Consider the following 25,763-nt stretch of genomic DNA (forward strand, 5'->3'; position numbering starts at 1 on the left):
AAGCCGGTTACGCAAGAAGTCAATGCATCTACGCAAGAAATTAATGTCGGCGGCTTGCGCAAGAAACACGGAAGGGGGTCCCACCCGGCCCCCGCCGGCTCAGCGGGGCCGGGCGGCCGTGGAGCCCCGGACGATGAGCTCGGTGTCGAACATCATCAGGTCGTTTGCGCCCGCATGGCCGTCGATCTGCGTCATGAGCGAGGCGACCACCGCCGAGGCCATCGCCAGGATCGGCTGCCGCGCGGTGGTCAGCGGCGGGTCCGTGGCCACCATGAACGGGGAATCGTCGAAGCCCACCACGGAGAGGTCACGCGGCACGGACACCCCCTGGCGGCGGGCCCCCCGCACTGCCCCGAGCGCGAGTGCGTCGCTGGCGCAAACGATGCCGGTGACCCCTTCGGCCAGCAGCCGGGGCAGCGCGGTGGCACCGCCCTCCATCGTGAACAGCGCATGCGCCACCCGTCGCCGCCACTCGTCCGGGGCGACCCCCCGGCGGGCGCAGAAGGCCGCGAAACCGGCGAGCTTCCTGGCCGAGGGGACGTGCCCCACCGGGCCGAGGATCATGCCGATGCGCTCGTGACCCAGGGCCGCGAGGTGGGTCAGCGCCTGGTCCGCGGCGAGGGCGTCGTCCACCCTGACCTGAGCGACGCCGAGGTTCTCGTCCGCCGCATTGATGAGCACCATCGGAACTTTGCGTTCCCGCAGCACACGGCCGTGTTCCGGGCCCGCGTCGGCGTAACTGGCGCCGATGAACACGATGCCGCCGATGTTCTGCTGGAGCAGCATCTCGATGTAGTGGGCCTCGGAGACGCCGTCGGCGGTCCGGGTGCAGAGCACGGGTATGAGCCCGCGCTTGTTCAGGAGCCCGCACAGGGCCTCGGCGAACGCGGAGAAGATCGGATTCTGCAGATCCGGTACGACCAGGCCGATCAGCGCGGCCCGTTCGGCGCGGTAGCGGAGCGGGCGCTCGATGCCGCACACGTCCAGCGCGCTCAGCACCGCCTCGCGGGTCGTGCTCGCCACATCGGGGCTGCCGTTGAGGACACGGCTGACCGTCGCCTCGCTGACACCTGCGTACTCGGCCACCTGAGAGAGTCGTCGTTTCGTCACGGGACTCACCCTACAAAGAGCTACGCAAAAATGAAGATCACTTACGAAAGAAACTGACTCCCTCTGCGGGAAGGGTGTCGGCCCATGGGAGACGGGGCCACCGGGGGTGACGCGGGCACGTGTCACCAGCACCCCTGAGGACCAGGTATTATTTTCGAGTCACCAGGCGCCGTTAGCTCAGTTGGTTAGAGCAGCTGACTCTTAATCAGCGGGTCCGGGGTTCGAGTCCCTGACGGCGCACAGACAACGCAGTGGGCGGTTTCCGTAAACGGAGACCGCCCACTGCGCTTTGTGCTGCCGGTTACCCGGCTACGCCTCAGAACTGGACATCGGAGCAGGCGTAGAACGCGTTGCTGGTGTCCGCGATGGTCCAGACGGCCAGGATGATGTGCTTGCCGGTCTTCTGGGTGGGGATGGTGCCCTGGTGGGTCAGCGTGGCCGGGGGCTGCTGGTTCCCGTACGGCACCGTCATGAAGGGCTGCGACTCCAGCGCGGCCCTGGTGAGCGGCTGGCTGGAGTTCCAGCCGTTCTTGGTGATGTAGTACCGGAAGTCGGTCGTGGAGTGACGTGCGGTGAACTGCCAGCGGAAGCTGTAGCCCTGCCCGCCGGTGACGTTGGTGGCCGGCCAGCTGCCGCCACGGGGGTCGTCGAGCTGGGCGAACTGACTGTTCCCGCCGGAACAGATCTTGCCGTCCGCAGGTCCTGCCGCCGGGAAGCCCTTGGGCCCCTCGACGCTCTGCGGCTCCCACTGGATGTTTCCGCAGTTGGTGACGGTGCCGTTGGCACAGAGCTTCTGCCGGCTGATGGGGGAATCCGTGTAGCCGTGGCTACTGGCACTGCCGGTCGCGAACATGGAGACGCCCGCTATCGCAAGGCCGATGACGGCCGCGCTTGCCCTTTTCCGCATGCTGTGTCGCTCCTAGAGAACGTGGGGGATGTTCCGGGGGCTCTTACTGCGCGCAAGTTGTGCGGTCTAGACCAAGTCCCAGATTATTGACGCGGCATGAACATGTCCAGACCAATGTGGGAACGGTTTCGGCCACCACCGCAGGGCCCCCGGAGCCCGTCAGGCCCCTTCTCCTCCGCTGCGACCGGTGTAGAAGGCCACCGTCAGATCCCTGACCAGGGCCTTGTGTTCGTAGGCGTCGAGCTCGACGATGCCGCGCGAGGTCAGCCTGCGGACGGTGTCGTCCACCGCGTCCACCACGGAGGTCAGCACGCCGTCCCGGTGCTTGGCGTCGATGGCCGCCACCCGGCACCGCTGCATCGCCGCCGCGACCTCCGGGGCGTACTCGATCCCGGTCGGCTGCGCGGAGTACACCTCGATGCCCACCGGCACGCAGTCCGCCTTCAGCATCCGGGTCAACGCGTCGCCGACGGTCTCGGCGTCGCGCAGGGTGCGGGTCTCCTCGTGGAAGGCGTCGGCGGGCAGCTGCGAGAGCACCCGCGCGAGCGCCGCCTCCACCTGGTCCCGCAGGTACTGCTCGTGGTCCGCGACACCGAGCGTGGCCCGCACGGTGTCCTTGATCCGCCAGACGACGAGGACGACGACGCGCAGAGAGGTCCCGCTCGCGTCCACGGCGGGCAGCGGCTCACTGCGCCAGTGCCGCAGCCGTACGTCGACGCGGCGGCGCAGCAGGAGCGGGGAGACCCAGATCAGGCCGGTGCGCCGGGCAGTTCCCCGGTACTCGCCGAACAGGGTGAGCACCGAGGCGTACCCGACCCGGCCGCGTCCCAGGCCGCAGAGCGCGAAGAGCACCACGGTCGCGAGCAGCGCGAGCAGCGCCCAGGTCCCGGTACCGATGCCGTCGTACGGGCGGGCGCCGATCCCGAGGCGGTCGGCCACCTCGGCGGGCAGGGCGCCGGTCCACCAGAGCAGGGCGAGTCCGGCGCCGGTTCCGGCCGCGGCGGTGAGCAGCGCGGTCCACCCGGGGAGCACGGGCCCGGGCCGCTCGGCGAGCCTGGGATCGGCGAGGGGTGAGGGCCGGGTCGGCGCCTGTTCCTGGGGCGAACGCGGCACGGGCGGCCGCCGGACACCGGGGCGCCGCACCGCGACACCGACGCCCGCGCCGACTCCGAGGCCGGCTCCGAGGCCGGTTCCGGTTCCGGTGCCGGCCTCGGTGGGCTTGCTGTCGTGGCTGTCCTCGTCACGGAAGAGCAGGTGTACGGGAATGGGCGCCGTCGTCTCGTTGGCGATGACGGAGTGCCGCCGCCCGGCCCCCCACCACGCGCCGGGGTCCCCGCCGCCCGCGGCTCCTTCCGGCGGGGCCGAGTCCCACCACCCGGGCCTGGGGCCGCCGTCGCCCATCCGGTCCCACTCCCCCGGCGCACCGGCGGCGAGGACCGCCCCGTTCAGCCCGGTACTCCGGCTCAGCGGGGCGGACACCCCGAACACCGCATCCGGAACCGCCTCGGGCCGGAGATCCGGCCGGAGCTCGGACTGGGTCCCGGACAGGAGCTGTGTCCCTGGCTCGGGATCGAGGCCGAGATCCGGGTCGTGGTCCGCCGGGCCGCCCTCAACGGGGCTCGCCACGACAGTCGCCGCTCCCGGATCCGACGGCACCACGGCCCCCGAGTCCTCCACGACAAGCACCGGAGCAAGATCCGGAGCCTGACCGGGCTCCACGGCAGGCACCGGATCGGTCAGGGGTACGAGGGCAGGCCCGGCCCCCCACGCCTCGCCCTCCCCCGCATCCGGTCCGGGCACCACACGCACATGCACACCCATCGGCACCGGCGACGCAGCCACCGCGCCCCACCCGTCCGCGTCCCCCGCCCGGTCCCCCGGCACATCCCGCGCACCGTTCGCGGACAGCTCGGCCCGCGCCGAGTTCCCGGTCCCCGTCGGCGGATCGTCCGGCCCGGGGGCACGCACCGTCTCCGGTACGGCAGCACCCGGCGCCACCCCCGCTGCACCACCCGGCACCGGTGCCGCGCCCGGCTCGTCGTACCCGGCCGCCACCGGCTCCCCGGCCCACTCGTTCTCCGTGGATCGCATTCCAGCCTCCGTCATGTCCGTTCCGTTCCCACACCGCCGCTACCGTGTCGCCGCCGTCACGCGAAGAGCCGCCGCCAGGTCTCCGGCCCCGGATACCCGTCGGCCGCGCCCCCGCGCCAGCCCTGGGCCTTCTGGAAGGCCTCGACGTTGCGGCGGTCCGCCTCCGTCCACTTCCGTCCGGGGCCCGTCACGTACTGCGCGCCGTATCCCTTCGCCACCAACCGGGTGCCGAGCCTGAGGACATGGCTGTTGGACTGCCCCGGCCTGAATACGCCGCGCCCGGGGTACGCCGGGGCGGCGCTCGGGCTGCCGCCCGACCCGGCGGCGGGAATCCTCCGCCCGTTGCCCTTGACCAGCAGCTTCCAGGTGTCCGGGCCGGGGATGCCGTCCGCTTCCTTGCCCTTCCATCCCTGCGCCTTCTGGAACGCCTGGGTGGCCCGCTTGTCCGCGTCGCTCCAGCGCGGCCCGGCGCCCTGCTTGTAGAAGCGCTTGCCGCCCTGGGCGATGAGCATCTTCCCGAGCTGGGTCACGTACGCGTTGTCGGCCCCGGCGCCGAACTTCTTCACCCCGGGGAACGCGGTGCCCGACCCGCTGCCGCTCGTTCCGCTCGTGAGGCCCTTGTAGCGGTACGCCACGTACTTGGAGGAGTTGCTCCAGTACGCCATGGGCGTCGTCGCCTTGCGGGTGTGCGGCCGGGTCTGCTCGTAGGCGAGGTAGTGCTTGTGCGCGCTGTCGGCCCAGCCGCCGAAGATCGTGACGTGCGAGCCCACCGCGGGGTCGGCCAGGTTGTGGAAGAGCAGCATGTCGCCGGGCTGCAGATCGGCCCGGGCGATCTTCGTCCCGAACGTGGCGAGGCTGCCGGTCCACTCGTTGCTGCCGAGGTTCCAGGCCATCGACACATAGCCGGAGCAGTCCTGGCGGTACCCGTCGGACCAGTACTTCGCCATGTCGTAGGGGACCTGTGAGGACACCCACTTCTTGGCGCGGTCGATGATGGCGGTCCGGGTCGTCGCGCGTGGCACGGAGTCCGGTCCGGACGGCGGCCCGGAGGCTCCGGTGCCGTTCAGGGGCCCGACCGAGCCCTGCGGGGTGACGGGCTGGGGGTCCGCGGCCCCGGCGGCCCCCGCACTCCGGTGGGCCAGGGACGCCGCCTCGGCCGCCCCGCAGGACAGGACCATTCCCGCCGCGGTGACCAGCACCAGCGCGCGCCGCGCACCGTGGGCGGCCGGGTGGCCGCCGTACCTCACCGGCAGCGCCGCGGCGGCGCGCCGCTGCTGGGCGCACCCGGCGCAGCCGCAGTCGATGGCGGGTTCGTACTCCTCGAAGACCGGCACAGTCATGCCACTCCCTCTTCCCCTCCGCAACCGTCGGATCTTCCGTATCTCAACTTCACGACAGACATTTCTCATGTTGACGGACCAAAGGGAAAAAACGACCATCCGACAGGCCGGAGCGGCCGGGAATCGGTCAGGAGCACTCCGGCGGATCGGGTAGAGTTCTCCAGGTCAGCAGGCGCCGTTAGCTCAGTTGGTTAGAGCAGCTGACTCTTAATCAGCGGGTCCGGGGTTCGAGTCCCTGACGGCGCACGCAACAGCAAGACCCCCTCACCGAGCGTGAGGGGGTCTTGTTCGTATGCCTGGGGGCAGGGCGGTTCCGTGGCGCCGACGGCCACCTCCGCACGCCCCTTCACACACGTCACCCAAATCGTGCGTATGCCCGGTAAACAGCCTGTTTCACCCTTGCGATCACGCCACAGGTCGGACAACCTGTCCTGGTGCCGTCGACTCCAAGGAGGCTTCGGACTCATGCAGTTGAGACGACGGAAGCAAGCATTCCGGTTGCTTTCCCCGCGGGGTGGGGGTCCCGCTCGGGCGCTGATGCCGAGGGGGCATCATGCAACCGGAAGGGTTCCATTCCATGTCTCTGTGGACGGTGGCCCTTCACAGAGTGCGGACGTGGTGAACGAGGGGACCCGGCCGCGCGGACGAAATGACCGAACAACCACGCAGACAGCTTGCGTGCGGGGGGATGACCATGACGTCGACGCCGCCAGGCGACCGGCACGACCACGACCCTTCCCGGACGACACAGCTGCGGATACCCCCGCAGCTGCGCACCGGGGGATCACGGCGGCGTACGAAGAAGGCGCTGCCGCGCTACGACTACGAGCACTACAGCCGGCTCGCCGGGCCTCTGACCCAGCCCGACCCGACCCGGCCCTACACGGTCCAGTTCCGCTCGCTCCTCTCGCAGGAGCCGCACCGGATCCGCGCGGCCCTGCTGCTCGGCGCGGCACCGCTCCTTTCGCTCGGCCTGTTCGCCTGGCTGATGCAGCCCGAGCACTGGACGGAGCGCGACCCGAACCTCAAGAACGACACGCTGCTCATCCTCGACATCGTCATGCTCGTCTCGATCGGCCTGATCGAGCTCTTCCGCACGATGAACGTCCTGTCGAACGCACACGCGACGCTGGTGGCCCGTGACCCGGTCCCCGTCGTCCCGGAGACCGGCACCCGGGTCGCCTTCCTCACCTCCTTCGTCCCGGGCAAGGAGCCCCTGGAGATGGTGACGAAGACGCTCGAGGCGGCGGTGAGGATCAGGCACCGCGGGCTCATGCACGTCTGGCTGCTGGACGAGGGCGACGACCCCGCGGTGAAGGAGGTCTGCGCCCGGCTCGGGGTGCACCACTTCTCCCGCAAGGGCGTCGCGCACTGGAACCAGGCCAAGGGCCCGCACCGCGCCAAGACCAAGCACGGCAACTACAACGCCTGGCTCGACGCGCACGGCGACGCCTACGACTTCTTCGCGTCCGTGGACACCGACCACGTCCCGCTGCCCAACTACCTGGAGCGGATGCTCGGCTACTTCCGCGACCCGGACATCGGCTTCGTCATCGGCCCGCAGGTCTACGGCAACTACGACACGTTCGTCACCAAGGCCGCGGAGTCCCAGCAGTTCCTCTTCCACGCGCTGATCCAGCGCGCCGGCAACCGCTACGGCTCTCCCATGTTCGTCGGCACGAGCAACGCCGTACGGATCTCGGCCCTCAAGCAGATCGGCGGTCTGTACGACTCGATCACCGAGGACATGGCCACCGGCTTCGAGATCCACCGCCACCGCAACCCGCTCACCGGCAAGAAGTGGCGCTCCGTCTACACCCCGGACGTCCTGGCCGTCGGCGAGGGCCCGACCGCGTGGACGGACTTCTTCACCCAGCAGCTGCGCTGGTCCCGGGGTACGTACGAGACGATCCTCAAGCAGTACTGGAAGGGCTGGGGCTCCCTCCCCGCGGGCAAGCTCTTCAACTACACGATGATGATCATCTTCTATCCGATGTCCGCGATGAACTGGATCCTCGCGGCACTGAGCTGTGCCCTGTTCCTGGGCATGGGCGCCTCCGGTGTGCAGATCGACCCGGTGATCTGGATGATGCTGTACGGCAACGCCTCGGCGCTCCAGATCGGCCTCTACATCTGGAACCGCCGCCACAACGTCTCGCCGCACGAGCCCGAGGGCTCCGGCGGCCTCGCCGGCATGGTGATGTCCGCACTCTCCGCGCCGATCTACGCACGCTCGCTGATGGACGCCGTGCTGCGCCGCAAGAGCTCGTTCGTGGTGACGCCCAAGGGCGATTCGTCCAGCCCGGACACCCTCTTCGGCACCTTCCGCATCCACCTGTTCTTCATCCTGGTCTTCGGCGGGTCGATCGCCGCGTCCTTCTTCAACGGGCACAACCACCCGGCCATGCTGACCTGGGCCTGCCTGGCGCTGCTGATCACCGCGGCACCGATCTTCGGCTGGCGGCACACCGTCCGTGCCGAAAAGAAGAAGAAGCGCCGGGGCGGCCCCGACACCCCCCGGCCCGAGCACGCTCCGCAGGAGCAGCCCACCTGGGCGGGGAACGACCAGACCATGCAGATCGCCCTTGGGGGACGTAAGACATGAAGTACCGTCCGAGCCGCCGTACCCGCCGTCTGGCGATCAGTACGGCGGTGGTTCTGGCGCTCGCGGGTGCGAACGGTCCGTGGCTGTACCGCGTCGGCACCGAGCGCTACCACGAGTACACGATCAACAAGCCGGAGTACAAGGCCGAGAACGGCCACTGGGACTTCCTGGACATACCCTCCGAGTTCCGGATCAACACGATCCACGCGGCGCTGCTGCACACCGGCAAGGTGCTGCTCGTCGCGGGCTCGGGGAACAACCAGAAGAACTTCGACGCCAAGAGCTTCCGCTCCGTGCTGTGGGACCCGAAGGCGAACACGTACAAGAACATCCCGACACCCAAGGACATGTTCTGCGCGGGCCACACGCAACTGCCCGACGGCAAGCTCCTCATAGCCGGCGGAACGAAGCAGTACGAGAAGCTCGAGGGTGACGTCACCAAGGCCGGCGGCCTGATGATCGTCCACAACGAGGACCCCGACAAGCCGATCACGCTGCCCGCGGGCACCCGCTTCACGGGCAAGGAGAACGGCAGGACGTTCGTCACCAAGGACCCGGTGCTCGTGGAGAAGGCCACCAAGGTCTTCGACAAGCAGACCGGGGCCTTCCTGCGCAACGACCCGGGGCTGGGCCGGATCTACGTCGAGGCGCAGAAGTCCGGTGCGAAGTACGAGACGGGCACCGAGGACAACTACCGGATCGCGGGCCTGTCGGGCTCCGACACCCGGAACGTATACGGAATCGCGCAGAAGCTGGCCCTCGACAAGAAGGACTTCCAGGGCATCAAGGAGGCCTACGAGTTCGATCCGGTGGCGGAGAAGTACATCACCGTCGACCCGATGAACGAGGCCCGCTGGTACCCCACGCTGACCACGCTCAAGGACGGCAAGGTCCTCGCGCTCTCCGGCCTGGACGAGATCGGGCAGATAGTCCCCGGCAAGGACGAGGTCTACGACCCGAAGACCAAGGAGTGGGAGTACACCGGCATCGTCCGGAAGTTCCCCACCTACCCGGCGGTCTTCCTGCTGAACAGCGGCAAGCTCTTCTACTCCGGTTCCAACGCCGGCTACGGACCGGCGAACGTCGGCCGCGCCCCCGGCATCTGGGATCTGGAGTCCAACAAGTTCGAGAAGATCCCCGGGCTCAGCGACCCGGACAAGATGGAGACGTCGGCGACCGTACGGCTCCCTCCCGCCCAGGACGAGAAGTTCATGGTGATCGGCGGTGGCGGCGTCGGCGAGTCCGAGAAGTCCAGCGAGAAGTCGCGGCTGGTCGACCTCCGGGAGGACGACCCCAGGTTCAAGGACGGCGCGTCGCTGTCCGAGGGCACCCGCTACCCGAGCGCCTCCCTCCTCCCCGACGACTCCCTGCTGGTCACGGGCGGCTCCAACGACTACCGCGGGCGCGGCGGTTCGGACAGCCTGCAGGCCCGGCTGTACGACGCGAAGACGGACACGTACAAGCGGGTCGCGGACCCGGCGGTGGGCCGCAACTACCACTCCGGCTCGGTCCTGCTGCCCGACGGACGGGTGATGATCTTCGGTTCGGACTCGCTCTACTCGGACGCGGCGAACACGCGGCCCGGCACGTTCGAGCAGCGCATCGAGATCTACACGCCGCCGTACCTGTACCGCGATGCCCGCCCGGAGCTGACGGCGGGCCCGAAGCGGATCAAGCGGGGCGGCACGGGGCTGTTCACCACGCAGCACGCGTCCTCCATCGCCTCGGCGAAGCTGATGCGGCCCAGTGCGGTCACCCATGTCACGGACACGGACCAGCGGTCGATCGCACTGGACCTGGAGAAGTCCGCGGACAGCGTCACGGTGACGGTCCCGAAGAACCGGGCACTGGTCCCGTCGGGCTGGTACATGCTCTTCGTCACGGACGACCAGGGCACGCCGTCCGAGGGCACCTGGGTCGAGGTCCCCTAGGTCTGTCGCCCGAAGGCCGAAGGCTCCCCGTGCGGCCGCTCAGGCCGCACGGGGCCCTCGGCTACTTCGTGTTGCGGGCCAGACCGAGCGCGTACTCCGCCCACCAGTCGCCCGCCTTGGGTCCGCCCTTGCAGTCGCCGTCCGACTCGCCCGGCCGCTTGACCCACAGGTACGCGTCGACCAGTTCGTCGCCCGTCTCGGTCGTCGGGGGCTCGCCCAGCGCCCGTCCCGGCGGATTGCACCAGTTCTCCGCGGGGTCGCCGCCGTCGTACGGGCCGTTGCCGTTGCGGCTCGTGTCGATCACGAAGGGCTTGCCGCCCACCTTCGCGGACAGCTGCTTGCCGAACTCCGTACTGGCCGCCGTCGTCTGGAAGTTGGACACGTTGACGGCGAATCCGTCGGCTTCCGCGACGCCCGCCCGCTGCAGGGGCTGGAACAGCGCGTCGGGCGTCTGCCACCCCGCGTTGCCCGCGTCCACGTAGACCGTGGTGCCCGGCTGCTTCTTCAGCCGCACGACCGCGCCCTTCAGCAGGTCGTACCGCTCCTCGTGGAACTCCTGCGGGGTGCATCCGTCGACCAGGTGCAGTACGGCGTCCGGTTCCAGGACGACCGTCGCCCGGCGGTCCCCGATGCCCCGGGCGACGCTCTCCACCCAGGCCCGGTACGTATCGCCGTCCGCCGCCCCGCCCTTCGAGAACTGTCCGCAGTCCCGGTGCGGGATGTTGTAGAGGACCAGCAGGGCGTCCCGGTCGGCCTTCTCGGCCGCCTCGGTGAAGCCCTTCGCCGCCTCCTGCGGATTCTCCGGACCGATCCACTCGCCCACCGGCTGTTCGGCGATCTTCCGGATCAGGTCGGCGTTCTTCCTGTCGCCGTCCTCCACGTAGGAGGCCACCTGCTTCGCCGCGTTCCCGTCGGGGTTGACCCAGTACGGGTCGCTCCCCTTGGGCTGCTGGTCGACGGCGGTGGGCGCGCCCTTGTCCCCGTCACCGGACGAGGAACACCCGGCGAGCAGCAGGACCGCCCCGATCGCGGCTGCCGTACCGGTCCTCAGCCCGGTCGTCCTCGCGCGCGTGCGCACGTCGGACCGGCCGGTGTAACTGCCGTACATCCATTCCCCCTCGCAGCGATGTACTACCGGTCGGATCCATCCTGGCACAGCGGTCCGGGCGGCGGACGCCTCCTCCGGACCCGGACATCCTGTCAAAAACCCACTGGGCCGCACCGGTCCCCCGCCCTACAGTGTCCTGCAGTGCGGACCACCGACCTCCCGTGCTGTGCCGGGCTTCTCCCGCAGTCCGGGCACCGCGGTCGAGGACCGGCCCGGCCGGCGACTCCGAGGGGGAGCGGGCCGCCGGCCGGGCCCGTGTACGGTCCGCCTCAGACGCGGCTCCTGCCCGTGCCCTGCTTCTCGCCCGTCAGATACGCCGAGACGACCACATTGGCCGTGTAGGCGTGGGACTTGCGGTCGTACGTACCGCCGCAGGTGATCAGCCGGAGCTCCGCCCGCCCGTCCTCGCGGGGACCGTAGGCCTTCTTGGCGTCGAAGCGTTCCCGGGTGACGACCTGGACGTCGTCGATGGTGAACTCGGCGACCGTCCCGTCGGACCGGCTCACCCGGATCTTCTCGCCGGGCCGGGCCGCGCTGAGCCCGTAGAAGACGGCCGGCTTGGTCTCGGTGTCGACGTGGCCGACGAAGAGCGCGGCGCCCTCGGTGCCGGGCTCGGTGCCGCTGTCGTACCAGCCGACGGTCTGCGGCATCTCGAACGGGGGCGGGTCGATGGCCCCCGAGGTGTCGAGGCCGCGTCCGACGACGGGTGCCTCGATCCCTATCGAGGGGATCTCGACCCGCTGCGGTGTGGCCCCGTCGAGGGGGTCGTGCGCCGGGGGCAGCGGTACGCCCAGGGGGCGCCCCACCGCGGCGACATCGCCGGTCGTCGGCGCGGAGCTGCCGTCGGTGGCCTCACGGCCCCACAGCCACAGTCCCAGCAGGAGGACGGCCCACGCGACACCGGTCAGCAACCGCCCGGAGCCTGCGGGGCGGTCGGAGGCAGGCATGTCAGTCCAGCGCCGAACGGCGGCGGCGCGCACTGCGGAACGCGACGGCTACGGCCGCTACGGCGCCGAGGGCGAGTCCGATCACCGCGTGCCGGGTCCCGGGACCGCTCTGCTCGCCGGCCTGTTCGGCGAGGGCCGCGGTGCCTCCGCCGCCGGCCCGGACGGGGGCGACGGGCGAGGGGCGGCTGTGGTGGACGACGGTGAACGTGCCGGTGGCCTTGCCGTGGCCGTCCTTGCAGGTCACCCAGACCTCGTAGTCGTCGGGTGCGGCGTCGGAGCGGATCCGGGCCTCGGCGAAGAGGCCTTTGCCGTCGGCCGGTGCGAAGCGCGCTTCGGAGACGAAGGCTTCGGAGTTCCCCGTGGCCGACCTGCTCTTGCCGCAGGCGTCGACCCAGAGTTCGACCTCCCCGCCGGGGGAGACGGTGGACGGGGTGACCGAGACCGAACCCTTGTGGTCCTTGTCGGATTCGGCCAGTGCGGTGGACGCGGGCAGGGCTATGGTTGCGGCCGCCAATGTGGCACAGAACGTGATGGGCAGTGAACGCATCGTAAACCTCCTGATGGCAGATTCACCTGCGTCACTGCTCCCCGCATCCCCTGTGGGCCGGTCGGGTGACCTCCGGCCCCGGGCGGTTACTCCACGGGCAGGTCGACGAGGTCGACCAGGTCCGCGATCGAGTCGACGACCGTGGACGGCCGGAACGGGTAGCGGTCCATGTCGGCGTGCGTGGTGAGCCCGGTGAGCACCAGGAACGTCTGCATCCCGGCCTCGAGACCGGCGAGCACGTCGGTGTCCATCCGGTCGCCGATCATGGCGGAGGTCTCGGAGTGGGCGCCGATCGCGTTGAGCCCGGTCCGCATCATGAGCGGGTTGGGCTTGCCCGCGAAGTACGGGGCCTTGCCGGTGGCCTTGGTGATCAGCGCGGCGACGGAGCCGGTGGCGGGCAGCGGGCCCTCGGCGGACGGGCCGGTCTCGTCCGGGTTGGTGCAGATGAAGCGGGCCCCGCCGTTGATCAGCCGGATCGCCTTGGTGAGCGCCTCGAAGCTGTACGTACGCGTCTCGCCGAGCACCACGTAGTCGGGCTCGTGGTCGGTGAGGACGTAGCCGATGTCGTGCAGCGCGGTGGTGAGTCCGGCCTCGCCGATGACGTACGCCGTGCCCTGCGGCCGCTGGTCGTCCAGGAACTGGGCGGTCGCGAGAGCGGAGGTCCAGATGTTCGCCACCGGCACGTCCAGGCCCATGCGCTTGAGGCGGGCGTGCAGGTCTCGGGCCGTGTAGATGGAGTTGTTGGTCAGGACCAGGAACGGCAGTCCGGACTCCCGCAGCCGCTTGATGAAGGCGTCGGCCCCGGGGATCGGCGTGCCTTCGTGGATCAGGACCCCGTCCATGTCGGTCAGCCAGGATTCGATCGGCTTGCGCTCTGCCATGGGACGGGCTCCTGCCGTACGCACTGTGCACTGGGTGCCGGACGCCGGCGGCACCGCGCTGTGCAGCGCCGACGTCCTTGATTTTAGGCTGCCGGTCCGACCGGGCGGAACTCTCGGGTCAGGAGGAACTGATCTTGACCCCGTCGACGACCCAGTACCAGTTGTTGCCCGCCGTGTAGCGGAACCGGACCTTGACCTCCGTGGCGCCGGACGGGACCTGGAGGGTGATCGTCTCGTCCTTGGCGACGGCGTCGGCGGTGTACGTCTTCACGCAGACGGGTGCGCCTCCGTTGTACGAGACGAGGACCTCGCCCTTCTGCGGGGCCTCCTGGCGGTAGTGCGTGGTGTAGCGCAGGACCGCCGTGGAACCGCCGGTGACCGGCCAGGCGGGGCTGACCAGGGTGGAGTCGAAGGTGCCGGTGTAGCTCCTGTCGACCCATTCGTCGCCGTCCGCGACGGCGAAGACGTTGCGGGCGCGGACGTTGGACTCGCGCCACTGGTCGCGTTCGGCAGCGGTCCAGAACTCGTCGGTGGTGAAGGTCCAGCCGCGCCATTCGGTCATGCCGCCGGTGCCCATCGCCCCGTTCTCGATGGTCCAGCCGGCGGGCGGGGTGTGGGTGAAGCCGAGGACTCCGGCCCCGATGCCCGTCTCGTCGACGCGGGTCGTCAGCTGCGGCCGGAGCGCGTCGAAGGCGTCCGGGGCGGGCTGCTGGAGAGGACGGCCGTCCAGGTTCCAGGACGGGGATATCGCGATGCCGAGGTGCGCGAGGGCGGAGGCGGCGAGGTCGGGCATCTTGATGTCGTGGCGGACGGAGCCCGCGGAGATGCCGCCGCCGCTCGCGATGAGGAAGGTCTGCCGTTCACCGGCGCTGGAGCCGCCGTGGCCGCCCGCGTCGGTGTGCCCGTGGTCGGCGGTGACCATGATGAGCCAGTCCTCGGAGGCGTACGAGGCCCGCGAGGTGACGGCGGCGACGAGCCGGCCGATCTGGGCGTCCGCGGTGCGGACGGCGTCGAGGTACTGCTGGCTCGCGGCGCCGTGACTGTGGCCCGCGTGGTCGATGTTGTCGAGATGGACGAAGACCGCGTCCCGGTTGCCGTTCCTCAGTTCGGCGACGGCACGGCTGGTGGTTCCCGTGTCGTACTCGGCGGCCGGGGTGGAGACACGGGTGTCGACCTTCGAGGAGAAGATCGTGTCGGTGACGGGGCTCCAGGAGGCGACCGCGTACGTCGACAGAGCGGGCTTCGCGGTCTCGATCCGGGTGAGGAAGTCGGGGTACTGGGAGAACTTGCTCCCGGTGAAGCTGTTGTCCTTCACACCGTGCTTGTCGGGCCAGACACCGGTGATGACGGTGGACCAGCCGGGGCCGGACACGGTGGGCGCCAGCGGGTTGGCGTAGATCGCGCTGCCCGAGGTGAGCCCGGACGCCATGAGCGCGTCGAGGTTCGGTGCGGTGGCGTCCTTGATCCGTCCGAGCATGGCGCCGTCCAGGCCGATGGCCAGGACCTTGGGGGTGCGGGCCGCCGCGCGCGCGGCGGTTGCGGAGAGCGGCCCGGCGGCGGTGGCGAGGGCAGCGGCGCCCATGAGGAGCGTACGGCGGGACAGTCCTGCGGACACAGGGTCCTCCGAGGGAAGGGAGACGATTGGTGGTGCTCAACTCCCCGTCATGAACGGTGAGTTGAGCATGGGTACAGACCCGTTATGATTTCGTTGCGCTTCACCGGCGTTCCACACCTGTGCGGTGAATGCTGCGGCAACGGTCAGCTACCCGTCGCCGACTTCCAGGCATCGACGTAGCTGTCCAGGTTGGTGCCGATATCGGACCAGTCGGGCTCGAAGATCTCCACGCCTTCGATCAGCCTGCCGAGCTCGGTCGCGTTCGAGTCGGTGGCCTTGATGTCCTTGCGGGCGGAGAAGCCGCCGCCGACCGCGCTGACGTCCTTCTGGGCCTGCTCGGAGAGCATGAAGTCGAGCAGCTTCCTGGCGTTCTCGCTGTGCGGGGCCTTGTCGACCAGACCGGCCGCGTACGGCAGGGCGAAGGTGGTGGGCCTGCCGCTGCCCTTCGCGGGGAACCAGATGCCGAGGTTCGGCATGTCCTTGGACTGCGCGAAGTTCATCTGGACATCACCGTTGGCCGCGTGCAGCTCGCCCTTGTCCACCTTGGGTGCGAGCTTGCCGGTGGAGGCGGACGGGCCGACGTTGTTGGTCTGGAGCTTCTTCAGGTACTCCATCGCCGGCGCCTTGCCGCCGAAGTCGTGCATGGCCTTGATGAGGACGGCCGTGCCGTCGCCCGCGACACCCGGGGTGGAGTACTGGACCTTCTCCTTGAACTTCCCGTCCAGGAGCTCCTCCCAGCTCTTGGGCGGGGTCGTCAGCTCCTTCTTGTTGTAGATGAAGCCGAAGTAGTTGTTGACGACCGAGGTCCACTTGCCGTCGGCGGCCTTGTCCGCGCCGTCGACCTGCTCGGAGCCCGCCGGTTCGTACGCCTTCAGCAGCCCCTTGGAGTCGGCCTGCTGGATGAAGGGCGGCAGGGTGACGAGCACATCGGCCTGGGTGTTGGACTTCTCGCGGACGGCGCGCTGCACCATCTCGCCGGAGCCGCCCTCGACGTACTCGACCTTGATGCCGGTCTTCTTCTCGAAGTCCTTGAAGACCTTGTCGTACCAGCCGTCGCCGTTCTCGCCCTTGAGGCCGTCGGCGCTGTAGACGGTGACGACCTTCTCGTCGGAGGCGGCCGAGGAGCCGCCGCAGGCGGTCAGGGTGGCGGCGAGTGCGAGGCTGCCGGTGACGGCGGCCACCGGGGTGAGGAGGTTCTTGCGCATGGGTGTCGTATCTCCTGGAAGTGAGCGGGATTGTCAGCGGTACGAGGCTCTGGTCCGGATGCGGGAGACGCCGAGCAGGACGAGCAGCGTCGCGCCCATCAGGACCACGGCCACCGCGGCTCCGGTGAAGAGCGAGCCACGGTCGGTGGCCGCGAAGATCTGCACCGGCAGCGGTGTCCAGTCCGGCGGGTAGAGCATCATCGTGGCGCTCAACTCGCCCATGGACAGGGCGAAGCACAGCCCGGCGGCCGCGGTGAGCGACGGCAGCAGGAGCGGCAGCTTGATCCGCCACAGGACGTACGAGGGGCGCGCGCCGAGGCCGGCGGCCGCCTGCTCGTACATGGGGTCGAGACGTACGATCGCGGCCGAAACCGACTGGTAGGCAAACGCGGTGACAAGAACGGTGTGCGCGAGGATCACGATCCAGCGCGTTCCGTTGAGGAGCACCGGAGGCCGGCTGAACGCCACGAGCACCGCGAGGCCGACGACGACGGAGGGCACGGCCACCGGCAGCATGAACAGCGCGTCGAGGAACCTCTTGCCCCGCTTGCGCAGCGAGGCGGCGGCGACGGCGGCCCAGGAGCCGACGGTGAGGGCCAGCAGGCTGGCGCAGAGGGCGGTGACCAGGCTGGTGGTGAGGGCCTGGAGGGAGTCGCCACCGGTGGCGGCCGCGTAGTGCTCGGTGGTGGGCCCGGAGGGGAAGGCGCCGGACCAGTTCGTGGTGAACGAGGCGGCGACGACGACCAGCAGCGGCACCGCGAACAGCGGGACGAAGAGGAGGAGGAAGACGGCCCAGATGGCCCACTTCCCGGCTCGGCTATGCACCAGCACGGCGGCTCACCATCCGATACAGGCTGTAGAGACCGACCGAGATCGCGATGTTGACGACGGCGACCACGCAGGCGGCCGGGTAGTCGGATTCCAGGATCGCCTTGCCGTAGACGAGCATCGGCAGGGTGGTGACCCCTTTCGCCCCGGTGAACAGCACGATGCCGAATTCGTTGAGGCACATCACGAGGACGAGGCTGCCGCCGGCCGCGAGCGCGGGAAGGGCCTCGGGGAGGATCACCGTGCGCACGATCCGTGCGGGGCGGGCGCCCAGTGAGGACGCCACCTCCAGTTGCGCGGTGTCGATCTGGGAGAAGGCGGCGAGCAGGGGCCGCATCACGAACGGGGTGAAGTACGTGATCTCCGCGAGGAGTACGCCCCACGGGGTGGTGAGGAAGTGGAAGGGCCCCTCGGGCGCTCCGGTGGCATCGGTCCACAGGCCGTTGGCCATGCCGACCGCGCCGTAGATGAACAGCAGGGCGAGCGTGATCAGGAACGACGGGAACGAGAGGAAGACGTCGATGAACCTGGCGACCGCCCTGCCGCCCGGGAACGGCACGAACGCGATGACCAGGGCCAGCGCGAACCCGAGCACGAGGCAGCCGACGGTCGATCCGACGGCGAGCCGGACAGTGGTCGTCAGCGCCGAACGAAAGGACTCGGAGGCGAAGACGTCCGCGTACGGGGTGAGTGAGGTGCCGCCCTCGTCCGGGGTGACGGACTGCTGGACGACGAGGGCCAGCGGATAGAGGAACACGAGCGCGAGGACGGCCACGGGGGGCAGGGCCCAGATCCAGGCCGCCGTGCGCCGGCGCGGGACTCCGCCGGCCGCCGAACCCCGGCGGACGTCCCCGGCGACCACGCTAGCCACGGGCTCCTCCTGTGAGCGTCCTGTTCTCAACCGCCGGACGGGCTGGATGTACGGGCAGCAGCACCGCGTCCTCGGACGCGAAGTGCAGGGTGACCTTCTCGCCGAGCGCCGGCGTATCGCGCAGTTCGCGCATGTCCGCCTTGACGCGGTGACCGTCGACGTCCACGTACAGCCGGTGGGTGGAACCCCGCCACTGGACCTCCGAGACCGTCCCGGTGAGGGCGTTGGGCCCGTCCCCGAGCCCGACCAGGTGGGGCCGGACGCAGAGGGTCGCGGTGCTGCCCGTGGCCGCGTCACCGGTGGGGAGCTTCAGGTCGTGCCCGGCGAAGGCGACGGACCCCGGACCGACCGTGACCGGCAGGAGGTTCGCGTTGCCGACGAACGAGGCGGTGAATTCGGTACGGGGGCGGCGGTACAGCTCCTGCGGGGTGCCGCAGTCCTGGAGCCTCGCCCGGTCCATGACGGCGATCCGGTCGGCGAGCGTGAGCGCCTCGACCTGGTCGTGGGTGACGTACAGGATGGAGACGTCCGGCAGTTCGCGGTGCAGGCGGGCCAGTTCGGCGAGCATTCCGGAACGGAGCTGCGCGTCGAGCGCGGAGAGAGGTTCGTCGAGCAGCAGGACACCCGGCCGGATGGCGAGCGCGCGGGCGATGGCCACGCGCTGCTGCTGGCCGCCCGAGAGCTCGCGGGGGTAGCGCCCGGCGTAGGCGGCCATGCCGACGAGTTCGAGTGCCTCGGTGACCCGCCCGGGGATCTCCGGCCTGGAGACCTTGTTGGCCTTGAGCCCGAAAGCCACGTTGTCCTGGACCCGCATGTGGGGGAACAGGGCGTACTGCTGGACGACCATGCCGATGCCCCGCCGGTGCGGTGGCAGCCCGGTGACGTCGCGGTCGCCGAGGTACACCCGCCCGGAGACGGGCCGCACGAATCCGGCGACGGCGCGCAGGGCGGTGGTCTTCCCGGAGCCGGAGGGCCCGAGGAGCGCCATGACCTCGCCGGGTTCGACGGTCAGGTCGAGGGCGTCGAGGACGGTGTTCCCGCCGTACGCGACGGTGACCCGGTCGAACCTGATGCCGCCGCCCGTCATGCCTCGGCCCGCGCGATCAGGTCCGGCAGCTCGGCGACCGACCGCAGGACGTGTGTGGCACCGTGCCGGTCCAGCTGGTCCTCGTCGTGGGCCCCGGTCAGGACGCCCGCGACGATTCCGGCCCCGGAGCGTACGCCGCTGAGCATGTCGTACGAGGTGTCCCCCGCGACCACGATGCTCCGGACGTCGTCCACCGCGCCGGTGCGCAGGAAGGCGGCCAGGACCATGTCCGGGTAGGGGCGGCCCCGGCCGCCCGCGTCGGCGGGGCACAGCGTCAGGGCGGCCAGGTCCCGCCAGCCGAGGGCGCCGAGGATGGCGTCCTGCGTGGCGCGGCCGAAGCCGGTGGACAGGACGACGGTGCGGCCGGCCGCCCTGAGCTCCTCGATCGCCTCCGGGGCGCCGGGGACCGGGGCGACAAGGCCGCCGTCGACGAGCTCCCCGTACGCCTCCTCGAAGGCGGTGTTGGCCTGCTGGGCCCTGTCCTCGTCCCCGAAGAGGTGGCGGAAGACGGAGATCTTGGACTCGCCCATGGTGGCGCGGACGTAGTCCAGCTTCTCGGTGTGGTCGGCGGAGCCGGGTTCGACGCCCAGCCGCTCGGCGGCGGATGCGAAGGCCTGCTCGACCAGTCCGCCGTCGGCGACGGTGGTTCCGGCCATGTCGAGCACGATCAGGTTGTGGGTGCGCTTCTCGGTCAACGTGTTCACCAGCCCAGTTCGTTGGCGGTCGTTTCGGCGATGGCGGGCGAGCAGGTCATTCCGCGGCCGCCCGGCCCGGTGACCAGCCAGGTCGCACCGCGCACCTGCTGGCGGTGGACGACCCGGCTCGTGTCGGTGCACTGGGCGTAGACCCCGGCCCAGCGGTGCCGGATCCTCGGCAGCGGGCGGCCGAGGAAGGACTCGGCGACCCGGGTGAGGTGCTCGTACGGCTCCTCGACGGTGTCGAAGTCGAAGGGGTGCTCGTACGCGTGGGTGTCGCCGATGGTCAGTCCACCGTCGCGTCGCTGGACCATGAGGAGCTGCATCCGGTGTTCGGCGGCGGTCGGGTCCTGGGCCTGGCCGGCGTTGAGCGCGTCCAGGGCCTCGCCCGCGTACGCCGGGTAGTAGCGGAAGCTGTCGGCGTCGGCGACGGAGGTGGTCAGGTCCTCGCCGAGCGGGTCGGTCTGCATCATCTGGAGGCGGACGCGGCGCACGGGCAGGCCGGGGCCGGCGAGTTCGCGGACGAGGCCGCCGAGCCAGGCGCCGGTGCACAGGACCACGGTGTCGCCCGTGTGCAGGTCGCCGTGGTCGTCGCGGACGGCACTGTCGCCGATGACCTCGCGGACCTCACGGCCGCCGAGGTAGGTGTAGCGACCGGAAGCCAGCAGCGCCTTCTTCAGCTCCAGTTGGGCGGTCCTCGGCTCGACGGCCGCGTCCCGCTCGCACCACAGGGCGGCTTCGAAGTCCCCGCGCAGCGCCGGGTTGACCGCCCGCGCCTCGCCGGGGGTCAGCAGCTTGTAGCCGCGGGATGCCGCGTCGGGGCGCGCCACGGCCGCTTCGGCGACCGCGAGTTCCAGTGCGCCGCGGACCGGGGTGAGCGATCCGCAGGCGCGGAAACCCAGCCCCGGCACCTGCCGGCCGATGCCTTCCCAGAGCTCGCGGGCCCGCAGTGCGGTGTCCAGCTCCTCACCGCACGCCCGGCCGCTCACCCATATCTGGCCGAAATTGCGGAGGGACGCTCCGCGGGCCTCGCTCTCTCGCTCGATCTGTACGACCTCGTGGCCGCGGTTCACTGCGTGCCAGGCGTGCATGGTTCCCACCACGCCGGCTCCTACGACGATGACTCTCACGACGGCAACGCTCGCGGGGGCGGGTGACCCCGACGAATCCGGGCGGCAGCCGGGGGGTGAACGACCCCCCAAGACTGGCCTAGACCCGTTATTGTTCCGTGACCTTACTGTACGTGCCGCTGCCCGCCCAGCTGGGTCGTGAAGGAGAACCGGTCGCCGCGGAAGAGGGTCCGGACCCGCTCCAGCGGCAGGCCCGCCGCGTCCCGCGAGACCCGGTGGAGCAGCAGCATGGGCAGGGCGGGCGGCGTACCGATCAGCAGCGCCTCGCGCGGGGTGGCCAGTACGGTCTCGATCCGCTCGTCGGCGTCGCCGAAGGAGATGCCGAGCCGTTCGCGGAGGTAGGCGTAGAACGACGAGTCGGGGTCGAACTCCGTGTCCAGGTCGGGGACACGGGCGACGGAGACGTACGTGCTCTCCAGGCCGACCCGGTCGTCGTCGGCGAGCAGGACGCGCTCCAGGTGCCAGACGGGTTCGCCGAGGGTGATGCCGATCTCCGCCGAGAGCGCCTCGGGGCAGGGGAACCTGTCGAGCCCGATGAGGGAGCGGCCCGGCCTGCGGCCCTGCCTGCGCACCCCTTCGGTGTAACTGGCTAGGGAGAGCGGCTGCTCCAGCTTGGGCCCCGCCACCACGGTGCCGCGTCCCTGGCGGCGCAGCCGGCCCTCCAGGAGCAGTTCGCGCAGCGCCTGCCGCACGGTTTCGCGCGACACGTCGTAGCGGACCGCGAGGTCGCGCTCCGTGGGCAGCGTTCCGCCTTCGCCCAATTCGTCCGTCAGGACGGAGAGGTGAGCCTTGACCGCGTAGTACTTGGGGATGCGCCCGTGCTCCGGAATTCCGGATCGGATCGGTGCGCCGGGTGCCTGGTTGTTCGGAAAGTCCACGGCCCGATGCTGGCAGACGCACATGAACTCGACATGGCGGCTCCTGCGGGCAGGTCAGTCCCGCACCCTGCGGATCCTCCGGGCACCGGCCAGCGCCGCGACCCCGCCGAGGAGGAGCGCGGCGGCCGTGAGCCCGGCCCCGGCGGCCCTGTCCTGTCCGGTGCGGGCCAGTTCGGGGAGCGGATTCCCGGCGGCGTCGCGGCGGGGGGTGTCCGTCCCGGTGCCGGTTTCCTTGCGAGTGCCGGTGCCGGTGCCGGTGCCGGTTTCCGTTTCGGTACCGGTTTCCTCATCGCCCGTCCCGGTACCGGCGTCCTCGTCGCTACCCGTCCCGGTGCCGGATTCCACGTCGGTGCCGCCGTCGATGTTCCCCTCGACGACGGTGAAGCTGTAGTCGGCCGACTCGCCGACCCAGTCCCCGTCACCGCCGCTCTTCTCCGCTCCCGACAGCCGCTGGACGACGGCCGCGTTGGCCGTGACCGGGCCGGGAACGGTGTCCGAGGTGAAGGCCATCCGGACCTGGACGGTGACCGTGCGCCCCGCCGCCACCGTGAAGCCGGGGAAGTCGTCGTCCTCACCGCTGCCGAACACGCCGATCTGCTCGTGCCGTTCGGTGGTCTCCCAGGTCACGCGGTGCTGGGTGCCCGGATCGGACCGCTCCGAGAACTCGAGCTGGATCTGGGACGGGGTGAGCGTGCGGTCCCGGTCGGTGAGCACCAGTACGGGATGGATGGCACGGCAGGTCTCGGACGTGCTGTTGGTCAGGTCGAGGTACCAGATGCCGTAGCCACCGCCGGAGGCGTACGTGTCCGGACCGCCGTGGATCCGGGTCTCGATCGGGAAGTCCTCGGCGTCGGGCCGGCCGCAGACGGGCTGCCGGAGGCTGACGGCGGAGGCGAGGGCCTCCGGTGCGGCGCCCGCCTGCGTGCTGCCGAGGAGGACGGCGGGTACGGCGAAGCCGGCTGCCAGCCCGAACGTCCCGAGAGTGGAGAAGACACGGCCGTCGCGCAGTCGTGCGGCTGGTTTGGGGGGCATGGACGGACACCCTTCGCTGCTCGCGAACGACCGGCTCGGGGGTGCCGGCTGCCGCGGACGACGCTGCCACGCGCCCCCGGGGGGTGCCACCTCCCGGCGGGGAACTCCGCCCGTTCGGGCGGCGAAGTCCGCCCGAACAGCCCTGATCGGGGCCGTTCGATGCCGCTCAGCCCTGCTCCTCGCCCTCCCCCACCCTGCCGAACACGGGCGCCAGCACCAGCTGGGCCGCCCCTTCGGCGACCGGGCGGTCGCCGCCGCCCGCGACGGTGACGGGCACCGGGGTGCCGGTGCCGTCCCTGCGGGCGCGCTCCTCGATCACGGCGCGCACTCCTCGTACGTACGCGTCCTCGTCGGCGGCGACAGTGCGGCCGCCGAGGACCACCCGGTCGATGTCGAGCAGTCCGACGAGGTTGGCGGCGCCCGCCCCGAGGACCCGGGCCGCCTCGGCGATGTCACCGCGGGCCACGGCGGCCAGGCAGAGCGCCTCGATGCAGCCCCGCCCGCCGCAGCCGCACGGGGGGCCGTCGAGCTGGAGGGTCTGGTGACCGAACTCCCCCGCGCCGGTACGGGCTCCGCGGTGCACCGTCCCGCCGAGGACGATCCCGGCGCCCAGCCCGGTGCCCAGGTGCAGGTACGCGAAGTCGGCCGCGCCGCGTTCGCGCAGGGCGAGTCCGAGGGCCGCGGCGTTGGTGTCCTTGTCGACGACGACGGGCAGCCCGGTCCGCTCGGCGAGCGCGTCCCGCAGCGGGTAGCCGTCCCACTGCGGGAACCCGGTGACGCGGTGCAGCACCCCGGCACGGTGGTCCAGGGGGCCCGGCATCGCGACCCCCACGCCGAAGACCGGCCGGTCCTCGGTCCGGGGCGCCCCTGCCCGTACCGTCTCCACCGCACGGGCCGCGGTCGCGACGACCTCGGCGGCCGGAGCGCCGAGGTCGAGAGGGGTGGTCCGGGTGCCGACGGGGGTGCCGGACAGATCGACCAGGACGGCCGTCAGTTCGTCACGGTCCAGGTGGAGCCCGACGGCGAACCCCGCGTCCGGGACCAGTCGCAGCACCGTGCGGGGCTTGCCGCCCGTGGAGGCGAGATGACCGGCCTCGGCCGCCAGTCCCTCCGTGCGCAGCCTGCCGGTGATCTTGCTGACGGCCTGCGGGGTGAGTCCGGTGCGCTCGGCGAGCTCCAGCCTGCTGATCCCGCGCTCACCGGCCACGCGCAGCAGGTCGAGCACGAGCGAGGCGTTGTGGTGGCGCAGGGTCGGCAGGTTCGCACCGCCGCCGCCCCTGGTGTTGCTCCTGTTCACCCGACCATTGTCCCCATAGCTTGCACTTTGGCAACAGCGTTGCTTAAGTGGTTTGCATGACTGCCAACGCTCCTCTCCGCGTCGGACTCGTCGGCTACGGCCTGGCGGGCTCCGTCTTCCACGCCCCGCTGATCGCCGCGACCGAGGGCCTCGTCCTCGACACGGTCGTCACCTCGAACGAGGAGCGGCAGGCGCAGGCCCGCGCCGAGTTCCCCGGTGTGCGGTGCGCGGCCTCGCCCGACGAGCTCCTCTCGCGCGCGGACGAGCTGGACCTCATCGTGATCGCCTCCCCGAACAGGACCCATGTCCCGATCGCGACGGCCGCGCTCGAGGCCGGCCTGTCCGTGGTCGTGGACAAGCCCCTCGCCGGTACGGCCGCCGAGGCCCGCGAGCTGGCCGCGCTGGCCGAGAGCCGGGGGCTGCTGCTCTCGGTCTTCCAGAACCGTCGCTGGGACAACGACTTCCGCACCCTGGCGCAGCTGATCGAGGACGGCGAGCTCGGCGACGTGCTGCGCTTCGAGTCCCGTTTCGAGCGGTGGCGTCCGGAGCTGAAGGGCGGCTGGCGCGAGTCGGGCGACCCGGAGGAGATCGGCGGGCTGCTGTTCGACCTGGGCAGCCACGTCGTCGACCAGGCGCTCACCCTGTTCGGGCCCGCCGTGCAGGTGTACGCGGAGTCCGACGTACGCCGGGCCGGTGCGGCGGCCGACGACGACACGTTCATCGCGATCACGCACGCGAACGGCGTCCGTTCCCACCTGTACGTCAGTGCCACGACGGCCCAGCTGGGCCCGCGCTTCCGGGTGCTCGGCTCGAAGGCCGGCTACGTGAAGCACGGCCTGGACCCGCAGGAGGCCGCCCTGCGCGACGGTGTCCGCCCGTCGGCCGGCGAGCCCTGGGGCGAGGAGCCCGAGGAGCTGTGGGGCAGGCTCGGCGCCGGTGAGTCGCCGCTGACCGGGGGCGGCAAGCCGGTCCGTACGCTCCCGGGCGACTACCCCGCGTACTACGCGGCCGTCGCGGCGGCCCTGCGCGGCACCGGTGAGAACCCGGTGACCGCCCTGCAGGCAGCGGCGGCGCTGGATGTCCTGGAGGCCGCGCGCCGCTCGGCCCGCGAGGGCGTCTCGGTCACCCTTCTTCCGCACCACGACGAGGAGCAGCACGCATGAGCCCCAGCGCTCCGACCATTTCCGAGCTCATCGCGCAGGAGCGGCGTCTGACGCTCCCGCATTTCAGCTACGACGACGCCTATGCGCTGGGCGGCCTCCTCGTCGCGCTGGCCCGCGACCGGCACGCCCCGGTCGCGATCGACATCCGGCGCGGCGCGCAGCAGCTCTTCCATGCCGCGCTGCCGGGTTCGAGCGCGGACAACGACGCCTGGATCGACCGCAAGCGCAAGGTCGTGGAGCGGTACGGGGAGAGCTCCTACCTGGTGGGCACCCGCTTCCGGGCGAAGGGCACCACCTTCGAGGAGTCCTCCCGCCTGGACCCGGACACGTACGCGGCGCACGGCGGATCGTTCCCGATCTCGGTCGAGGGCGCGGGCGTGATCGGCACGGTCACGGTCTCGGGCCTGCCCCAGGCCGAGGACCACGCGCTGGTGGTCGAGGCCCTGGAACAGTTCGCGACCCGGCGCCCGGCCTGACGCAGGAAGCCCGTCCGGC

22 protein-coding genes and 2 tRNA genes are annotated in these 25,763 nt (G+C 70.7%); 6 read left to right on the forward strand and 18 right to left on the reverse strand.

Translation table 11 applies throughout. The annotated features are described in order from the left end of the window. Positions 1–99 precede the first annotated feature (99 nt). Positions 100–1,110, reverse strand: coding sequence for a LacI family DNA-binding transcriptional regulator (locus tag ACFQ6X_RS09255; protein WP_383178322.1), 1,011 nt, complete (start codon positions 1,108–1,110; stop codon positions 100–102). Between the two features lie 166 nt (positions 1,111–1,276). On the opposite strand from ACFQ6X_RS09255, the gene ACFQ6X_RS09260 reads away from it, so the two are divergent. Beyond that, positions 1,277–1,350: transfer RNA gene (locus ACFQ6X_RS09260), tRNA-Lys, on the forward strand. A gap of 76 nt (positions 1,351–1,426) precedes the next feature. Here ACFQ6X_RS09260 and ACFQ6X_RS09265 read toward each other — a convergent pair. The 3 genes from ACFQ6X_RS09265 to ACFQ6X_RS09275 all read right to left on the reverse strand — a co-directional run bounded on the left by ACFQ6X_RS09265 (position 1,427) and on the right by ACFQ6X_RS09275 (position 5,448). After that, on the reverse strand, positions 1,427–2,017 hold the full coding sequence (locus ACFQ6X_RS09265; protein WP_383178326.1) for a lytic polysaccharide monooxygenase: 591 nt from the start codon (positions 2,015–2,017) through the stop codon (positions 1,427–1,429). 159 nt (positions 2,018–2,176) lie between these two features. Beyond that, positions 2,177–4,108, reverse strand: coding sequence for an SPFH domain-containing protein (locus tag ACFQ6X_RS09270; RefSeq protein ID WP_383178329.1), 1,932 nt, complete (start codon positions 4,106–4,108; stop codon positions 2,177–2,179). 56 nt (positions 4,109–4,164) lie between these two features. Beyond that, positions 4,165–5,448: a peptidoglycan-binding protein gene (locus ACFQ6X_RS09275; RefSeq protein WP_383178332.1), complete on the reverse strand. Its 1,284-nt coding sequence runs from the start codon at positions 5,446–5,448 to the stop codon at positions 4,165–4,167. Positions 5,449–5,620: 172 nt separating this feature from the next. On the opposite strand from ACFQ6X_RS09275, the gene ACFQ6X_RS09280 reads away from it, so the two are divergent. The 3 genes from ACFQ6X_RS09280 (at position 5,621) to ACFQ6X_RS09290 (ending at position 9,984) form a co-directional block, all read left to right on the forward strand. Continuing rightward, positions 5,621–5,694: transfer RNA gene (locus ACFQ6X_RS09280), tRNA-Lys, on the forward strand. A 448-nt stretch (positions 5,695–6,142) separates the two neighbouring features. Then, positions 6,143–8,053, forward strand: a complete 1,911-nt coding sequence (locus ACFQ6X_RS09285) for a glycosyltransferase family 2 protein (RefSeq protein ID WP_383178335.1) — start codon at positions 6,143–6,145, stop codon at positions 8,051–8,053. Beyond that, the gene (locus tag ACFQ6X_RS09290) at positions 8,050–9,984 is read left to right on the forward strand and encodes a galactose oxidase-like domain-containing protein (protein WP_383178338.1); all 1,935 of its coding nucleotides are present in this window, start codon (positions 8,050–8,052) and stop codon (positions 9,982–9,984) included. The genes ACFQ6X_RS09285 and ACFQ6X_RS09290 overlap by 4 nt, the downstream gene beginning before the upstream one ends. Before the next feature lie 61 nt (positions 9,985–10,045). Here ACFQ6X_RS09290 and ACFQ6X_RS09295 read toward each other — a convergent pair whose 3' ends face one another. The 14 genes from ACFQ6X_RS09295 to ACFQ6X_RS09360 form a co-directional block, all read right to left on the reverse strand. Beyond that, positions 10,046–11,092 (reverse strand): glycoside hydrolase family 6 protein, encoded by a 1,047-nt coding sequence (locus ACFQ6X_RS09295; protein WP_383178341.1) that lies wholly within the window; start codon positions 11,090–11,092, stop codon positions 10,046–10,048. 269 nt (positions 11,093–11,361) lie between these two features. After that, positions 11,362–12,039: a class F sortase gene (locus ACFQ6X_RS09300; protein WP_383178344.1), complete on the reverse strand. Its 678-nt coding sequence runs from the start codon at positions 12,037–12,039 to the stop codon at positions 11,362–11,364. A 1-nt stretch (position 12,040) separates the two neighbouring features. Beyond that, on the reverse strand, positions 12,041–12,586 hold the full coding sequence (locus ACFQ6X_RS09305) for a hypothetical protein (RefSeq protein WP_383178347.1): 546 nt from the start codon (positions 12,584–12,586) through the stop codon (positions 12,041–12,043). Positions 12,587–12,672: 86 nt separating this feature from the next. After that, positions 12,673–13,467 (reverse strand): HAD-IIA family hydrolase, encoded by a 795-nt coding sequence (locus ACFQ6X_RS09310; protein WP_383178350.1) that lies wholly within the window; start codon positions 13,465–13,467, stop codon positions 12,673–12,675. Between the two features lie 118 nt (positions 13,468–13,585). Beyond that, the gene (locus ACFQ6X_RS09315) at positions 13,586–15,049 is read right to left on the reverse strand and encodes an alkaline phosphatase family protein (protein WP_383178811.1); all 1,464 of its coding nucleotides are present in this window, start codon (positions 15,047–15,049) and stop codon (positions 13,586–13,588) included. Between the two features lie 176 nt (positions 15,050–15,225). Beyond that, the gene (locus tag ACFQ6X_RS09320; RefSeq protein WP_383178353.1) at positions 15,226–16,287 is read right to left on the reverse strand and encodes a 2-aminoethylphosphonate ABC transporter substrate-binding protein; all 1,062 of its coding nucleotides are present in this window, start codon (positions 16,285–16,287) and stop codon (positions 15,226–15,228) included. A gap of 33 nt (positions 16,288–16,320) precedes the next feature. After that, positions 16,321–17,118, reverse strand: a complete 798-nt coding sequence (locus ACFQ6X_RS09325) for an ABC transporter permease (RefSeq protein WP_383178356.1) — start codon at positions 17,116–17,118, stop codon at positions 16,321–16,323. Further along, a complete protein-coding gene (locus ACFQ6X_RS09330; protein WP_383178814.1) occupies positions 17,105–17,977 on the reverse strand; it encodes a 2-aminoethylphosphonate ABC transporter permease subunit in 873 nt (290 codons plus the stop codon). The genes ACFQ6X_RS09325 and ACFQ6X_RS09330 overlap by 14 nt, the downstream gene beginning before the upstream one ends. Before the next feature lies 1 nt (position 17,978). Continuing rightward, entirely contained in the window at positions 17,979–19,073 is a 1,095-nt protein-coding gene (locus ACFQ6X_RS09335) for an ABC transporter ATP-binding protein (RefSeq protein WP_383178358.1), read from the reverse strand. After that, positions 19,070–19,777, reverse strand: a complete 708-nt coding sequence (locus ACFQ6X_RS09340; protein ID WP_383178361.1) for a phosphonatase-like hydrolase — start codon at positions 19,775–19,777, stop codon at positions 19,070–19,072. The genes ACFQ6X_RS09335 and ACFQ6X_RS09340 overlap by 4 nt, the downstream gene beginning before the upstream one ends. Continuing rightward, a complete protein-coding gene (locus ACFQ6X_RS09345; protein ID WP_383178364.1) occupies positions 19,774–20,898 on the reverse strand; it encodes a TIGR03364 family FAD-dependent oxidoreductase in 1,125 nt (374 codons plus the stop codon). Before ACFQ6X_RS09345 ends, ACFQ6X_RS09340 begins: the two co-directional genes overlap by 4 nt. Before the next feature lie 104 nt (positions 20,899–21,002). Next, the gene (locus ACFQ6X_RS09350) at positions 21,003–21,776 is read right to left on the reverse strand and encodes a GntR family transcriptional regulator (RefSeq protein ID WP_383178367.1); all 774 of its coding nucleotides are present in this window, start codon (positions 21,774–21,776) and stop codon (positions 21,003–21,005) included. Between the two features lie 54 nt (positions 21,777–21,830). After that, a complete protein-coding gene (locus ACFQ6X_RS09355) occupies positions 21,831–22,808 on the reverse strand; it encodes a hypothetical protein (RefSeq protein WP_383178370.1) in 978 nt (325 codons plus the stop codon). A 166-nt stretch (positions 22,809–22,974) separates the two neighbouring features. Then, the gene (locus ACFQ6X_RS09360; RefSeq protein WP_383178373.1) at positions 22,975–24,105 is read right to left on the reverse strand and encodes an ROK family protein; all 1,131 of its coding nucleotides are present in this window, start codon (positions 24,103–24,105) and stop codon (positions 22,975–22,977) included. 56 nt (positions 24,106–24,161) lie between these two features. Between ACFQ6X_RS09360 and ACFQ6X_RS09365 the strand changes: the two genes are divergently transcribed. Both ACFQ6X_RS09365 and ACFQ6X_RS09370 read left to right on the forward strand, forming a co-directional pair. Then, a complete protein-coding gene (locus ACFQ6X_RS09365) occupies positions 24,162–25,268 on the forward strand; it encodes a Gfo/Idh/MocA family oxidoreductase (protein WP_383178376.1) in 1,107 nt (368 codons plus the stop codon). Beyond that, a complete protein-coding gene (locus ACFQ6X_RS09370; RefSeq protein ID WP_383178378.1) occupies positions 25,265–25,744 on the forward strand; it encodes a heme-degrading domain-containing protein in 480 nt (159 codons plus the stop codon). Before ACFQ6X_RS09365 ends, ACFQ6X_RS09370 begins: the two co-directional genes overlap by 4 nt. Positions 25,745–25,763 lie beyond the last annotated feature (19 nt).

This window comes from Streptomyces sp. NPDC056452 (genome assembly GCF_042796085.1).
Classification (GTDB): Bacteria; Actinomycetota; Actinomycetes; order Streptomycetales; family Streptomycetaceae; genus Streptomyces.

Excerpts from the sequence above, each read along its gene's own strand:
- ACFQ6X_RS09265 (WP_383178326.1), bottom strand. The coding sequence starts at position 2,017 with ATGCGGAAAAGGGCAAGCGCGGCCGTCATCGGCCTTGCGATAGCGGGC.
- ACFQ6X_RS09270 (WP_383178329.1), bottom strand. The coding sequence starts at position 4,108 with ATGCGATCCACGGAGAACGAGTGGGCCGGGGAGCCGGTGGCGGCCGGG.
- ACFQ6X_RS09275 (WP_383178332.1), bottom strand. The coding sequence starts at position 5,448 with ATGACTGTGCCGGTCTTCGAGGAGTACGAACCCGCCATCGACTGCGGC.
- ACFQ6X_RS09285 (WP_383178335.1), top strand. The coding sequence starts at position 6,143 with ATGACGTCGACGCCGCCAGGCGACCGGCACGACCACGACCCTTCCCGG.
- ACFQ6X_RS09290 (WP_383178338.1), top strand. The coding sequence starts at position 8,050 with ATGAAGTACCGTCCGAGCCGCCGTACCCGCCGTCTGGCGATCAGTACG.
- ACFQ6X_RS09295 (WP_383178341.1), bottom strand. The coding sequence starts at position 11,092 with ATGTACGGCAGTTACACCGGCCGGTCCGACGTGCGCACGCGCGCGAGG.
- ACFQ6X_RS09300 (WP_383178344.1), bottom strand. The coding sequence starts at position 12,039 with ATGCCTGCCTCCGACCGCCCCGCAGGCTCCGGGCGGTTGCTGACCGGT.
- ACFQ6X_RS09305 (WP_383178347.1), bottom strand. The coding sequence starts at position 12,586 with ATGCGTTCACTGCCCATCACGTTCTGTGCCACATTGGCGGCCGCAACC.
- ACFQ6X_RS09310 (WP_383178350.1), bottom strand. The coding sequence starts at position 13,467 with ATGGCAGAGCGCAAGCCGATCGAATCCTGGCTGACCGACATGGACGGG.
- ACFQ6X_RS09315 (WP_383178811.1), bottom strand. The coding sequence starts at position 15,049 with ATGGGCGCCGCTGCCCTCGCCACCGCCGCCGGGCCGCTCTCCGCAACC.
- ACFQ6X_RS09320 (WP_383178353.1), bottom strand. The coding sequence starts at position 16,287 with ATGCGCAAGAACCTCCTCACCCCGGTGGCCGCCGTCACCGGCAGCCTC.
- ACFQ6X_RS09335 (WP_383178358.1), bottom strand. The coding sequence starts at position 19,073 with ATGACGGGCGGCGGCATCAGGTTCGACCGGGTCACCGTCGCGTACGGC.
- ACFQ6X_RS09355 (WP_383178370.1), bottom strand. The coding sequence starts at position 22,808 with ATGCCCCCCAAACCAGCCGCACGACTGCGCGACGGCCGTGTCTTCTCC.
- ACFQ6X_RS09365 (WP_383178376.1), top strand. The coding sequence starts at position 24,162 with ATGACTGCCAACGCTCCTCTCCGCGTCGGACTCGTCGGCTACGGCCTG.
- ACFQ6X_RS09370 (WP_383178378.1), top strand. The coding sequence starts at position 25,265 with ATGAGCCCCAGCGCTCCGACCATTTCCGAGCTCATCGCGCAGGAGCGG.